This is a genomic window from Desulfotruncus alcoholivorax DSM 16058 (genome assembly GCF_000430885.1).
Taxonomy (GTDB): Bacteria; Bacillota; Desulfotomaculia; order Desulfotomaculales; family Desulfallaceae; genus Desulfotruncus; species Desulfotruncus alcoholivorax.
This window is the reverse complement of sequence record NZ_AUMW01000026.1, coordinates 22,891-35,538: the sequence shown is the minus strand read 5'-3', so window position 1 is coordinate 35,538 and position 12,648 is coordinate 22,891. Positions and strand designations below refer to the sequence as shown.

14 protein-coding genes are annotated in these 12,648 nt (G+C 49.9%); all 14 read right to left on the bottom strand.

Annotated features, from left to right (window positions below):
- Nucleotides 1-10 precede the first annotated feature (10 nt).
- Nucleotides 11-172: a DUF255 domain-containing protein gene (locus H569_RS23280; RefSeq protein ID WP_081411013.1), complete on the bottom strand. Its 162-nt coding sequence runs from the start codon at nucleotides 170-172 to the stop codon at nucleotides 11-13.
- A gap of 175 nt (nucleotides 173-347) precedes the next feature.
- Nucleotides 348-1,970, bottom strand: a complete 1,623-nt coding sequence (locus tag H569_RS20355) for an FAD-dependent oxidoreductase (protein WP_157833536.1) — start codon at nucleotides 1,968-1,970, stop codon at nucleotides 348-350.
- An 18-nt stretch (nucleotides 1,971-1,988) separates the two neighbouring features.
- Nucleotides 1,989-2,513, bottom strand: a complete 525-nt coding sequence (locus tag H569_RS0113100; RefSeq protein ID WP_027365367.1) for a 2-oxoacid:acceptor oxidoreductase family protein — start codon at nucleotides 2,511-2,513, stop codon at nucleotides 1,989-1,991.
- 17 nt (nucleotides 2,514-2,530) lie between these two features.
- Nucleotides 2,531-3,349 (bottom strand): thiamine pyrophosphate-dependent enzyme, encoded by an 819-nt coding sequence (locus H569_RS0113095; RefSeq protein ID WP_027365366.1) that lies wholly within the window; start codon nucleotides 3,347-3,349, stop codon nucleotides 2,531-2,533.
- Between the two features lie 20 nt (nucleotides 3,350-3,369).
- Complete coding sequence (locus tag H569_RS0113090; RefSeq protein WP_027365365.1) at nucleotides 3,370-4,497, bottom strand: 2-oxoacid:acceptor oxidoreductase subunit alpha; 1,128 nt, start codon at nucleotides 4,495-4,497, stop codon at nucleotides 3,370-3,372.
- Nucleotides 4,498-4,691: 194 nt separating this feature from the next.
- Nucleotides 4,692-5,846 carry an NAD(P)/FAD-dependent oxidoreductase gene (locus H569_RS0113085; RefSeq protein ID WP_027365364.1) on the bottom strand — a complete coding sequence of 385 codons (1,155 nt, stop codon included), beginning with the start codon at nucleotides 5,844-5,846 and terminating at the stop codon, nucleotides 4,692-4,694.
- Nucleotides 5,839-6,117, bottom strand: coding sequence for a (2Fe-2S)-binding protein (locus H569_RS0113080; protein ID WP_027365363.1), 279 nt, complete (start codon nucleotides 6,115-6,117; stop codon nucleotides 5,839-5,841). Before H569_RS0113080 ends, H569_RS0113085 begins: the two co-directional genes overlap by 8 nt.
- Nucleotides 6,107-6,610, bottom strand: coding sequence for a 4Fe-4S binding protein (locus H569_RS0113075; RefSeq protein WP_027365362.1), 504 nt, complete (start codon nucleotides 6,608-6,610; stop codon nucleotides 6,107-6,109). The genes H569_RS0113080 and H569_RS0113075 overlap by 11 nt, the downstream gene beginning before the upstream one ends.
- 19 nt (nucleotides 6,611-6,629) lie before the next feature.
- Nucleotides 6,630-7,706: an NAD(P)/FAD-dependent oxidoreductase gene (locus H569_RS0113070; RefSeq protein WP_027365361.1), complete on the bottom strand. Its 1,077-nt coding sequence runs from the start codon at nucleotides 7,704-7,706 to the stop codon at nucleotides 6,630-6,632.
- The gene (locus H569_RS0113065; protein ID WP_027365360.1) at nucleotides 7,693-8,007 is read right to left on the bottom strand and encodes a (2Fe-2S)-binding protein; all 315 of its coding nucleotides are present in this window, start codon (nucleotides 8,005-8,007) and stop codon (nucleotides 7,693-7,695) included. The genes H569_RS0113070 and H569_RS0113065 overlap by 14 nt, the downstream gene beginning before the upstream one ends.
- Before the next feature lie 118 nt (nucleotides 8,008-8,125).
- Nucleotides 8,126-8,848, bottom strand: coding sequence for a FadR/GntR family transcriptional regulator (locus tag H569_RS0113060; RefSeq protein WP_027365359.1), 723 nt, complete (start codon nucleotides 8,846-8,848; stop codon nucleotides 8,126-8,128).
- Between the two features lie 48 nt (nucleotides 8,849-8,896).
- The gene (gene amaB / locus H569_RS0113055; RefSeq protein ID WP_027365358.1) at nucleotides 8,897-10,435 is read right to left on the bottom strand and encodes an L-piperidine-6-carboxylate dehydrogenase; all 1,539 of its coding nucleotides are present in this window, start codon (nucleotides 10,433-10,435) and stop codon (nucleotides 8,897-8,899) included.
- Nucleotides 10,436-10,608: 173 nt separating this feature from the next.
- Nucleotides 10,609-11,526: a DMT family transporter gene (locus tag H569_RS20350; protein WP_051273651.1), complete on the bottom strand. Its 918-nt coding sequence runs from the start codon at nucleotides 11,524-11,526 to the stop codon at nucleotides 10,609-10,611.
- 112 nt (nucleotides 11,527-11,638) lie between these two features.
- Nucleotides 11,639-12,634, bottom strand: a complete 996-nt coding sequence (locus H569_RS0113045) for an ornithine cyclodeaminase family protein (protein WP_027365357.1) — start codon at nucleotides 12,632-12,634, stop codon at nucleotides 11,639-11,641.
- Nucleotides 12,635-12,648: the final 14 nt, after the last annotated feature.

The window sequence follows — 12,648 nt, the reverse complement described above, 5'->3', positions numbered from 1 at the left end:
ATAACAACGGTCAGCTATACCCGATAGATAAAAAAACCGGCTTATCTTCTGCTTTAGCTTTGGCAAATGCTTTATCTTCCCAGGGATACCAATTTACCGGATTGAAAGCATGTTGTAGAAGGTAAGGAGATTTTTCCCCGGCTAATCTATTGGGTATTTTTGTCGTTGTCATGGCACCACCTCCTTTTGTTTAGTGAAGTATTATGGGGTAGTTTACGCCAAAACAGTTATATATATTTTAATAAATTGACTTTGTCGTTTGCAAAAAATCCCCTGATCGGAAAAACAGACGGTGTGGTTCTCCTGACCAGGGGGAGGTTATATTGATACCATTTAATGAAGTTTACTTAAACATTTTTGATATTTATGGCGAAATCAGGACAAATCATCAGGCATTTCAGGCAGCCGGCGCATTTTTCGGTATAGGTCGCAACCATAGGTTTATACCCTGAAGGGTTAAAGGAAGTCGATGGTGTAAAAATGCCCAGAGAACATACTTCCTTGCAATAACCACATTCCTTGCAGGTCAGGGAATCCACCTCCACCTGGTAATCTCTTGCATCACAAGACAGGCAGCGCCGCGCTTCATTGACTGCCGTATTGACATCATATCCCCGCTCGACCAGGCTAAACCCGCTCAGGCGCTCGTGTACGGCTAAACTTGGCATATTTGCCCGCAGCACTCCCATTGGCAAGGCCTCATCAGTGTGTTCACCGGCATCGCCGGCTAATTGCTCTTTAATCAAGCCGTTACCGCCTAAATACAAGTCTATGGAGGTCGCCGCCTGTTTGCCCTGGGCGATGGCCCGGATTATGGAGGATGGGCCGGTTACCGCGTCACCGGCGGCAAAAATACCTCTATGAGCCGTAGCCAGGGTTTCCGGGTCCACTTTAACGGTACCGTCGGAATTGCCTGCCAGTCCCAGGAAGGCGGCATCCGCAGACTGTCCCACGGCTTCGATAAGCAGGTCAAATTCCAAGGCAAACTCACTGCCTTCAACCGGAACAGGCCGGGGTCTGCCACTGTCATCCGTTTCACCCAGGGTCATTCTGGTGCATAAAACCCTATTACCTTCTATTCTTAACGGAGCGGTCAGTAATTCAAAGTTGACTCCTTCGTTCCGCGCTTCTTTGACTTCCTCCCGGCCGGCCGGCATTTCAGCCAGGGTCCGGCGGTACAGCAGGGTCACGCCGGCGCCCAGACGCAATGCGGCTCTGGCTGCATCCACGGCGGTGTTGCCGCCACCTACCACTACCACTTTTTTGCCGGCTGCAGGCGGGTTGCCGGTGTTAACCAGTTTTAAAAACGAGATCCCGTCCATCACCCGGGCATCACCGAAAACGCCAATTCCGGTTGTAATACCCCGCCATGCCCCCGAAGCAACGAAAACTGCGTTATAGCCATCCCGTAATAATTCCCGGGATGATGACACCCTTGTGTTGGTCTTGATTTCCACACCCCGGTCTTCGATAACGGCAATTTCACGGTCTAGCACATCATTCGGTAACCGGTACTCCGGTATGCCGTAACGCAGCATGCCGCCGGGCAGGGGCAGGGCTTCAAACACCGTTACCCCGTGCCCCTTTCCGGCCAGATAGTAGGCTGCAGTTAAGCCGCAGGGACCGGCGCCGATGACGGCCACCTTTTTTCCCGTGGAAGGTATTGCTTTTACTTGATTTTTCCACCCATCCTTGCCATATTCAGCTGCGGCCCTTTTAAGCATACGGATGGCCACCGGCTGATCATACTGCCGGCGGGAGCATGCCAATTCGCAGGGATGGACACAGGCATAGCCGCATACGGCGGGAAAGGGTATGCTTTCACGAATCACCGCCAGGGCTTGGTCAAATCTGCCATCCTTGATATGCCTGATATAACAGGGCACGTCGACACCTGCAGGACAGGCTTCCCTGCACGGGGGTGTTTTGTATTTAATGTCCTGTAATCTCCCCATTGTCTTGTCACTCAACTCCTTCCCGCCCGGTAATTACTTGGCCGCCAGGGCTAAACCAAGGTTTAGCGCCTTTATATTCATTTCCGCCACTTTACCGGAGAACCTTTTGTTAATAACCGCTGCGAGGCTTTCCATCTTTACCAGGCCTGTAACCGCGCTCATTACACCCAGGGCAATCATGTTGGCGGTTCCGGTGTGCCCAAGCTCCCTGGCCATTTCTGTAAATGGAAAACCGTACAAATTTTCACCGGAACGGGTCTTTAACAGGGTGGTATCATAAAAAACCGGAATCTCCGGTGAACCGGAGGCATATATCTCCATGGCCTCTTCGGTCAGGGCGAGCACCAGGTCGGGCTTTTGCACCTGCTGGAAGATTATTTCGTCCCTGTCGATGATGACCTCGGCCTTGGAAAAACCGCCCCGGCTGGCTATGCCGTAAGATTGGGTCTGCACTACGTTTTTCCCTTCCAGTATGGCGGCTTCACCCAGCATCATGCCGCACACAATCAAGCCCTGGCCTCCCGACCCGGCCAGTATGATCTCGTATCTTTCCTTCATGCCGGTTTCCACCTTTCTTATTGGCCCAGGGCTCTGGCCCGAATTTCTTCATACCTGGTGTTGAAGTCCGGAGCATTCCGGTCAGCCAGTTTGCCGATCACAAAATAACCGTTTTTTTCCGGCCCGGTCATCCGCTCATACTCTTCCCGGGTAACCCCTTTTTCCTTAAGCCACCTCAGCATATTCACAGCCGACTTCATTTTATTGTTGCGGCCGAAATGGGTGGGACAGGGGCTGACTACTTCCACCAGGGAAAATCCCTTTTTATTTAAAGCTTCTTTTATATGATTTTGCAGCGCCCGCCCGTGGTATACCGTTCCCCTGGCCACGTAATTGGCCCCGGCCACCCCGGCAAGGGCGCAGATGTCCAGTTCCCTCTCCGGGTTGCCGTAAGCGGTGGTGCTGGTAAAACTGTCCGCCGGGGTGGTGGCGGAAAACTGGCCGCCGGTCATACCGTAATTGCAATTGTTCACGACGATGGCGGTGAGGTCGATGTTCCGCCTGGCGGCATGGATGAAATGGTTACCGCCGATGGTAACGCCGTCGCCGTCACCCATCAGCACCACCACGTTTAATTTGGGGTTTACGGCCTTAATGCCGGTGGCAAAAGCCAGGGCGCGGCCGTGGGTGGTATGCAGGGCGTTGGTGGTTATATAATCGTCAGCCTTTCCCCAGCAGCCTATGCCGGTTACCACCACAGTGTTGTGGTTGCCGTACCCCAGCTCTTCAAAGGCCCTTAACAAGGCGGCCAGGACGATGCCGTTGCCGCACCCGGAGCACCACATCAGGGGAAGGCTGTCCTTTTTGAGATATTTCAAGCCAGTTGCGTGGGACATTGCGACGCCTCCTTCATGGCTTAGATTATGGCCTTTAATATATCCTGCGGGGTGATGATCTGGCCGTTAAACTTGTTGACCTGCTTGATATCCGGATCAGGGCCCAGCACCCGCCGCACTTCACCGGCCACCTGCCCGCTGTAGTTCATTTCCGGAACCACCACTGTTTTTACTCTGCCGGCCAGTTGAGCCAGTTCCCGGTCCGGAAAAGGCCAGACAGTAACCAACTGCAAAACCCCGGCCTTAATCCCGGTTTTCCGGGCCTCCACGGCTGCGGCCCGGGCGGCCCTGGTGACTGCACCGAATGCCACCAGCAAGATATCCATGTCTTCAACGTCAAAGGTTTTAGTGAGCACTATTTCATCCCGGTATAGTTCCAGCTTTTTATGCAACTGGGACACTTTCCATGTGGCATTGGCGGGGTTGTTGTTGCTCACACCTTCGGGGCCGTGCATTGAGCTGGTGACATGAAAGACATATTCGCTGCCGTAGGCGGCCAGGGGTGCAATTCCGTCACTTTCGGGCTCAAAGGGCTTGTATTGCTCCGGGGGCACCGTTGGCTTTTTTCGGTCGATTACTTGTAATTCACCGGGGGCCGGCGGGGTAAAATTTTCGCGCATGTGAGCCACTATCTCATCTGCCGCCAGGATCACCGGCACCCTGAATTTTTCCGACAGGTTAAACGCCTGCACCGTCAAGTCAAAACATTCCTTCACTGACGAGGGGGAAAGTGCAATAACGATTTGGTCGCCGTGACGGCCCCACCTCACTTGCATGATGTCCGACTGGGCGGGCTTTGTGGCCAGCCCGGTGCTGGGACCCGAGCGCTGCACATTCACCACCACGCATGGAACTTCAGCCATTACCGCAAAACCAAGGTTTTCCTGCATCAGGGAAAAGCCCGGCCCGCTGGTGGCGGTAAATGATTTCACTCCGGCCAGGGAAGCTCCTACAATGGCACCCATGCTGGCTATTTCATCTTCCATTTGCATGTACACGCCGCCAACCCTTGGCATCCGCCTGGAACATTCCTCGGCTACCTCGGAAGACGGTGTAATGGGGTATCCGGCAAAAAACCTGGCCCCGGCGTAGATGGCTCCTTCAGCTATGGCCTGGTTGCCCTGGATGAGTTTAGCCGTTTCTACCAAGTTATTCCCTCCAATAATTTCAGTAAATAATGGTTAATCAACATGTGCAGTTACTATTCAGTATTCAGGAGTCAGAAAGCCCCGTGCCCGGTTCTCTCATTCTGACTCCTGTCTCCTGACTCATAAGCAGTTACAGATGCTGAATAGTTACCATGTGCAATTTATATAGAGCTGTGCAAACATAACCAGCACAACTAAACACATGCGGGCTCAGGTATTAGCGCACCGGTTTTGAACCTGTCTATACTCATTACGGATATATCAATATCGGGCTTTTCACCGGCGATTACCTGGGCCATTAATTTACCCACCACCGGCCCCAACTGCAACCCGTGACCGCTCCAGCCCACATCCAGATAAAATCCCTCAATGTCTGTTTTACCCAGAATGGCCTGTGAATCGGGGGTGATGTCATATAATCCCGCCCACTGCCGGACTATACGTACGTTTTTGAGAGCCGGCATGTGGTATGTGATCTTCCTGGCCACATCCTCCAAAAACTGCCAGGTGGACTCTTGGTTAAAGTCTTTCACCTCATGCTCCGGGTCTCCCACCCCCAGCAACAGGCTACCATGGGGTGTCTGCTTGAAATAGGTACCGTGGGTAAAAGAAATCACCATGCAGGGGAGAAACATTTCCAGCGGCTCGGTGACCAGTATCTGGTGTCGTTCCGGGTAAAGCGGGATATCTATGCCCACCATTTTACCGATTATTGCTCCATGCGGCCCGGCAGCATTGACCACCGCCGGTGTGCTAATTACCTCTCCTTTACCTGTCACAACCCCTGTTACCCGGTTTCCCTCAGTTATAATATCCACCACTTCCGTCCGGGTGTTTATTTCCACCCCCAGGCGTTTGGCCGCATCGGCATAGGCCTGGGTAACGTGAAACGGGTCCACGTGACCGTCCCTCTTATTAAAGGAAGCTCCCACCAGCCCTTCAGTGTTTAGTGCAGGGGTGATCCTGACAATTTCATCAACTGAGAGCACTTTAGTCCCTGCATTCATGAGGCTGTTTTGCATCTCCGCATTCTTTTTAAATTGATCCAGCTGGCTTTCAGTATAAGCCAGCATCATATACCCTCCCTGCATCAGGTCAATACCGTGCGGGTAGTCCAGTTCCCCGGCCAGGTTTTCCATCATCTTTATACTGGTGGCGGACAGGCGGATATTAATTTCGGTACCGAACTGGTGCCTTATACCGGCAGCCGATCTTCCCGTGCCCCCGCTTGCCAGGTAGTTTTTTTCAAGTAAAACAACATTTTTAATGCCTTTTTGGGCCAGGTGGTAAGCTATTGAGCACCCGTGAACGCCTCCACCTATGACCACCACATCTGCGGTATTACGCATTCTTATCTTCACCACCCAACAAAATGCTAAGTTTTATGGGTTTTACCGGCGGGCGGAATTTTGGCATTTTTATTTCTTCCATATTTTTACCTGTCGCGCCGGCGATTTCCTGGGCCACAATCTGCCGGCAACCCCTGCCCTGGCAGGGTCCCATGCCGCAGCGACTGACTCTCTTGATCTCCTCAATGGATTGGTAGCCTTTTTTAATTAAATCTCTTATCTCTTCCAGTGTTAAATCTTCACACCGGCAGACAATGGTTCTATCGGGCATGGCTTTGTCCCCCCACTTTGATATTTCTTACCGACATCACCAGGTCTTTTGGCACAGCCAGCCAGACCACCGGTGTGCGCTCCTGTCCTTTGAACCGCTGAACTTTAACAACTCTGCCCTTTCCGGCGATACGGCCCTCCCTGTCCAGCGCGTCCACCTGAGCATCAATTTCCGGAACCGGTAAAAATTCGTAAGGCAATTTTACCAGCCCTTCATCCGGGGAATAAGAATAATCCACCACGAAAATGGCCAGCCCCGGGCAATTTGCTATACATATGCCACAGCCTGTACACTTGCTGTCATCTAGCACGGGCAGGTCATTAATATCGCTGAATTCCTGAATGGCACCCTGTTTGCAGGAAAGAAAACAAGGATTACAGGGTATTTGTTGAAAACATTCAATTATAGCCACCGGTCCCTGCTCCAGCCTATGCCGGGTCGGAGTAACCCGGTCCAGTTCTTGCGCGGTCGGTACCCCTGTTTTTGTAAGCATATTACCCCTCTCTTTCCAACTATCTAACCAGCATTTTAAGACCGCTGCGAATTTTTTCACCAGCGGGTCCCGAACGGAGCCCGTCCAGTTGGCTTATGGCCTGCTGCCAAAGCTCATCGTAATTTTCAATGCTGTAGCCCAGGCTTTTTGCAGCCGCCAGCCCCGCCAGTTTACCTTCGAGCATGGCGGCGCTGGCTTCTTCAACGCCGCTTACATCCCCGGCAACATAAATACCCGGCACACTGGTCATAAGATTCTCGTCCCTTAAGTTCACATGCCCGCCCAGTTGGGGCACGTATTTCATCTGGCAGCCAGCCTGCCACAGTAATTCCGTTAAAGGGGTCAGGCCGACGGCTATGCAAATAACGTCCGCCTCAATATCCTTCTCTGTCCCGTTTAAGGGCTGCCACTTTTCATCCAGCTGCCAGATCACTGCACCCTGAACACTTGAATCCCCATAAGCTTCCTTTATAGTGTGAGAAGTATATATGGGTACGCCGGCCCTCCTTATTTTGGCTGCGTGAACAAGGTACCCCCCGATTCCGGGCGCAGCTTCCACAATACCTGCCACTTGAACCCCCGCCTGCAGTAGTTGATAGCTAACGATCAGGCCAATGTTGCCTGAACCCACCATAATTACTCTTTTCCCCGGCAGAACGCCGTATACATTGGTCAGGGTCTGAACAGCCCCGGCACCATATACCCCGGGCAAATCATTATTGGGAAACGGTAGAATTTTTTCTGACGCCCCCGTGGCAATAACGTACCTGTCAGCCTTTATTTTCAAAAAGTTCCCACGGTATTCAGCCGTTATGACACCATCTTCGTAATAGCCCAGTACAGTTGCGCCCAGCCTGAAATCAATATTATCAAATTCCCGCACCCTGGCCAGCAGTAATGAGGCGATATCTATTCCGCGGAGTGAGGCGTGCAGCTCCCTGGAACCGAAGAATTTATGGGTTTGTTTGATTAATTGACCGCCCGCACGATCATCCCGGTCCAGCAGCAGTACTTTGGCGCCCATGGCGGCGGCGCTGATAGCTGCATTAAGCCCTGCGGGGCCGGCACCGATAATGGCTATATCAGTCTTCAACAATTAAATCACCCCTCCCCTTCTGGGTTTCCACCTGCATGCCTTCGCGGAGCTTTTCAACGCATACACGTACATTGGGAACGCCGTCTACCACCATTAAGCAGGAAGAACAGTTGCCAATGGCACAATAAAAACCTCTGGGACGGTTTTTTTTGTGGCTATGCCTCAATACTTTAACCCCGGCCGCATGCAAAGCCGCTGCGATGGGCTCCCCTTCATACCCTTCAATTTTTTTACCGTCGAAATAAAATGTTACCTTTTTACCTCTGGTGAATGTCAATACCGGGTGCTCGTCAATCCTCAACCTTGGTCCCCCCTTGTCGTCATTTCCTTTTTCACTCCGTAGCAATTAATGGAACGGTTGTACAGTAGAACACAATAATTGGTCCGACCATTGTAAACCACGAAGTTTAAAAAAAAATTCAATCGCTATCATCATCACCAAAAATCACTTTCAATTTATCTTCAGCCATCTGCAAATGCTCTCTAATCAGTTTGGAAGCCAGGTCTGGGTTGTTGTTCTTAACCGCCTCGTATATTTTAAAATTCTGTTCGCACCAGATCTGGTTTTGTTCGGGGTCCTTCAGCAATTCGTTCCTGCTTGGGCCGTAAGCCTCTTTCATTAATCCCGCCAGCATGGTCATAATGTTGTACAGTATGGAATTCTGTGATGCCCGGGCCAGGGCCAGGTGAAAGTTTACATCCGGCTCATGGGCATCCCTGTTATTGATCACTTCATTATGCATCTCCGCCGCCGCTTCTCTGATCTGATACAAATCGGATTTACTTGCCCTTTGGGCGGCTAGTTTTACAATTTCCACCTCCAGGATCTTCCTGGCTTCCAACAGTTCAAACACATTTTCTCTTTCCTTTAACATTATGGCAGCCAGGGGTTCAACCATACTCTCCATTCCCATTTTTTTGATATAGGCCCCGCCGCCCGGGGTAATATCTATATAGCCCATGGAGTCCAATGCTGTTAGGGCTTCCCTGAGAGCCGACCTGCTCACCCCGAGCTTTTCCGCCAGCTGCCTTTCCGGGAGCAACTGGTCACCTGGTGACAGGGAACCCTCTTGAATTAGCTGCCTTATTTGGGCCACGATATCCCGGTACAGCCTGGTCCTCTTCTTCCTGGTAATGTTCATTATTTTCACATCATCTCTTTGGTTGATTAACAAAAACCTGGAGGATTATTAATCACCGAATTTTATTCCCTGGGCTAATGGGAGACTGGAACCCCAGTTTATAGTAACCGTTTGTCTTCTCATATAGGCTTTCCAGGCATCAGAGCCGGATTCACGTCCACCGCCGGTATCTTTTTCACCCCCGAATGCCCCGCCGATTTCAGCTCCGGATGTGCCGATATTTACATTAGCGATGCCGCAATCAGATCCATCAGGTCCGAGGAACTGTTCCACTTCCAACATCGAGGTGGAAAAAATAGAAGACGATAACCCTTGGGGAACATCATTTTGGATTGCCAGGGCTTGATCCAGGTCTGTATATTTCATTACATACAGAATTGGAGCAAAAGTTTCGTGCCGGACAATATCATATTCTATTTTTGCTTCAGCGATACAGGGTGTTACATAACACCCGCTTTGATATTCCTCGCCTTCCAGCAATTCACCACCGTAAAGGATCCTGCCGCCGGCCTTTTTCAGTTCTTCCAGAGCATGCATCATATCTTCCACGGCTGATTTTTTGACCAGTGGCCCCATAAGAGTCCCATTTTCCAGAGGATTACCGATTGTAACCTGCTTATAGGCATTTATCAGCCGCTCCAAAAAAATATCGTAAATGGATTCATGAATAATAAGTCTTCTGGTGGTGGTGCATCTTTGTCCCGTAGTTCCCACCGCGCTGAACAAAACCGCCCGCAAAGCCATATCCAGATTGGCGTTACCGGTAATGATAATTGCGTTGTTGCCGCCTAATTCCAGTATTGTTTTGCCCAACCGGCGCCCCACATGCTCCGCCACAAGTTTTCCCATGGGTATGCTACCGGTAAAGCTTACCAACGGAATGCGTCTGTCTTCCAGCATTCTCTGCCCGACGGTGGAACCGGGCCCGATAATTAAATTAAATATACCACCGGGCAGTCCTTGCTCTTTTACAACTTTGTCAACAATATTTTGCACGGCAATGGCAGTTAGCGGGGTTTCGCTAGATGGCTTCCAGATTATAACATCACCGCAAACCGCAGCAATAAGGGCATTCCAGGACCATACCGCAACCGGAAAATTAAACGCAGTAATAACAGCCACCGTTCCCAGAGGATGCCACTGTTCATACATGCGGTGTTTTTCCCGCTCACTTGCAATGGTTAAACCATACAACTGACGGGATAATCCCACCGCAAAATCGGCTATATCAATCATTTCCTGGACTTCGCCTTCACCTTCGGGCAAAATTTTTCCCATTTCCAGGGTTACCAGTTTTCCCAGTAAACTTTTGTACTTCCGTAGTTCATTTCCAATTAATCTAACAATTTCTCCTCTTTTCGGGGCAGGAATGTTTCGCCATAGCTTAAATGCTTTTTGTGCTTCTGTAATTACACTTTCATACTCGTCAAGTGTGGCCTGGTAAACCGATGCAATGGTTTTGCCGTTTATTGGCGTGGTCACTTCAATTTCGGGCGCATTTTGGCTCTTTAACCAGTTGCCATTATAAACACCGGAATTATTATCATTTATTCCCAGTTCTTTTAAGAAAGACAAGTCAAGATGCATCCTATAGACTCCTCCCTTAACATAATTATTTGGGGGATTTTAAATTTGAGCTGAATTCAATAAACTAATAAATTATTTACACAAGAGAAATAAACCAAGGGTATCAATATGGCCTACCCTGGTATGACCAATTATCAGCTAAAATCCCCTAAAATTTAGATAATAAATAACTATTAATGTACATTATCATCTACTGGCTTTTCTATACCATTTAAATTTACGAACTTTAATTGAATAAGTGAAACGGCCAGCAAGATGAAACCACAGCCGGTAAACTGGAGAACAGTTAACTTCTCTCCCAGCATCAAATAAGCCGATACAGCCGCAATAACCGGCTCAAGATTTGCTGTAAGACCTGCCTTAAACGGCGACAGGTAGAACAAACCTTTAAAAAACAATCCATAAGGCAAGACGGTGGCCAGGACGACATAGTACAATATGATATACCAGGTGCTGCCATAATAATGGCTAAAAGTTACCCAGGGCTGCTGGTAAAAAAGCCATATTAAAGCTCCAAAGGCATAGCTCCAGCACATGATAGTGAGGGGACTGTATTTGGCCAGCCCTCTTTTGGTATACACCGTATAAAAGGCAAAAGAGGACGCAGCCGTCAGGCCGCTGATCAAGCCTTCTTCACTTACCGCCAGGCCTCCGTGTAAATTTCCTTTCACAATCAGGAATCCGCCCAGGGCAGCGAATATTATCGCCGAACAATTAATTCTGTTGAGAGCCTCCTGTCTACGGGCAACCCCGTAGATAAGGACAAATATGGGGGCCAGATATTCCAGAAAAACCGCAGTGGCCACATTGGTGGCGCTGATGGTATATAAGTAAGTAAATTGTACCACCGCCACGCCAATTATTCCAAGAATAAAAACGTAAAGATAATCCTCCCGGTCCAGACGCAGCAATTTCCTGTTGCATAACGCTAGATAGCCAAGGATGATAAAGAAAGACAGAATCAGCCGGATTTGCACCAGATCAAACGGGTCCACATTGGTGTTGAACATGTACTTGGCTATTGGCCCTGATAGTCCCCAGAGCATCGCAGCGCTGAATACATATAAAAATCCCTTTATTTGAAAACTCATGCTTAAAGCCTCAAATTTCCTATGTTTCCAGTTATTAGCTTATTAATGTGTTGCTGAAAAACTTTAGAGACGGCCCGGTTAATTTTATGGTGTGGTCATGCCAATTTGCTCGTTATAGCGAAACATTACAGCCCAGGCCTTTTTCTACTGCCTTTCTGTATACCAGATTGCCTACGACGACATCCAGCAGGGCCATTCCCACGGTTTTAAAAAAGGTGATTTCATCATCGTTTTCTCGGCCGGGCTTCTTTCCGCTAACTATATCTCCAATTTCGACAATTGTATCAGGTTTCAGCAGGCCTTTATTAATAGGTATAATTAAATCTCCGGCCTCTGCCAGCACGGCCTCTTTACTGTCAGCCACGACTTTTCGGGCCAGAAGGACGGTATCCTCATCAATTTCTTGCATTTGTGGGGTAAAAGACCCGACACCGTTGATATGGACTCCTTTTTTCAGGCAGGAACCAGATATAACCGGCTTTTGCGAAGTGGTGGCGGTTACTATTATATCTGCATCGGCTACCGCCGCACGGGAAGAAACAGCGACAGTCACAGCGACCTCCTTACCTAGTAAATTATTTAACTGGACCTGCATTTCCGAGGCATATAATGCTGCCATTTCCGGATTAACGTCATACACCAGCACCTGTTTAACGTTTCTTACCGAGCATACAGCCAGCAACTGGGTACGTGCCTGCACCCCTGTTCCAATAACGGCCACAGTGTTCGCATCGGCCCTGGCCAGATACCGGGTAGCCACACCGGAAGCCGCTCCGGTTCTTAGGGCGGTAAGGTGGCCCCCTTCCATGGCCGCCACCGGCTTGCCGGTGGTCCCGTCCAGCATCACTACCAGGGCGTGAATGGTAGGCAGGCCGTTTTTCACGTTCTCCGGGTAAACAGAGACAATTTTCACGCCCACTGCCTCATTACGGGGGGAATAACCGGGCATGAAAAGTGAAATACCTTTATGCTCGGGGACATTTATGGGTACCCTCAAAGGAACCACTGCCTCATGCGAAGAATATTCCTGATAGGCGGTAGCCACGGCATCTATTGCTTCAAGCATGGTCACCGATTTATAAACATCAGCGGCGGACAGAATAAGCAAAACCATACCCCCTT

Bases quoted from the DNA above. Each gene is read 5' to 3' on its own strand.
- H569_RS0113075 (WP_027365362.1), bottom strand. From the start codon at position 6,610: ATGCTTACAAAAACAGGGGTACCGACCGCGCAAGAACTGGACCGGGTT.
- H569_RS0113085 (WP_027365364.1), bottom strand. From the start codon at position 5,846: ATGCGTAATACCGCAGATGTGGTGGTCATAGGTGGAGGCGTTCACGGG.
- H569_RS23280 (WP_081411013.1), bottom strand. From the start codon at position 172: ATGACAACGACAAAAATACCCAATAGATTAGCCGGGGAAAAATCTCCT.
- H569_RS0113080 (WP_027365363.1), bottom strand. From the start codon at position 6,117: ATGCCCGATAGAACCATTGTCTGCCGGTGTGAAGATTTAACACTGGAA.
- amaB (WP_027365358.1), bottom strand. From the start codon at position 10,435: ATGCATCTTGACTTGTCTTTCTTAAAAGAACTGGGAATAAATGATAAT.
- H569_RS0113100 (WP_027365367.1), bottom strand. From the start codon at position 2,513: ATGAAGGAAAGATACGAGATCATACTGGCCGGGTCGGGAGGCCAGGGC.
- H569_RS0113060 (WP_027365359.1), bottom strand. From the start codon at position 8,848: ATGAACATTACCAGGAAGAAGAGGACCAGGCTGTACCGGGATATCGTG.
- H569_RS20350 (WP_051273651.1), bottom strand. From the start codon at position 11,526: ATGAGTTTTCAAATAAAGGGATTTTTATATGTATTCAGCGCTGCGATG.
- H569_RS0113095 (WP_027365366.1), bottom strand. From the start codon at position 3,349: ATGTCCCACGCAACTGGCTTGAAATATCTCAAAAAGGACAGCCTTCCC.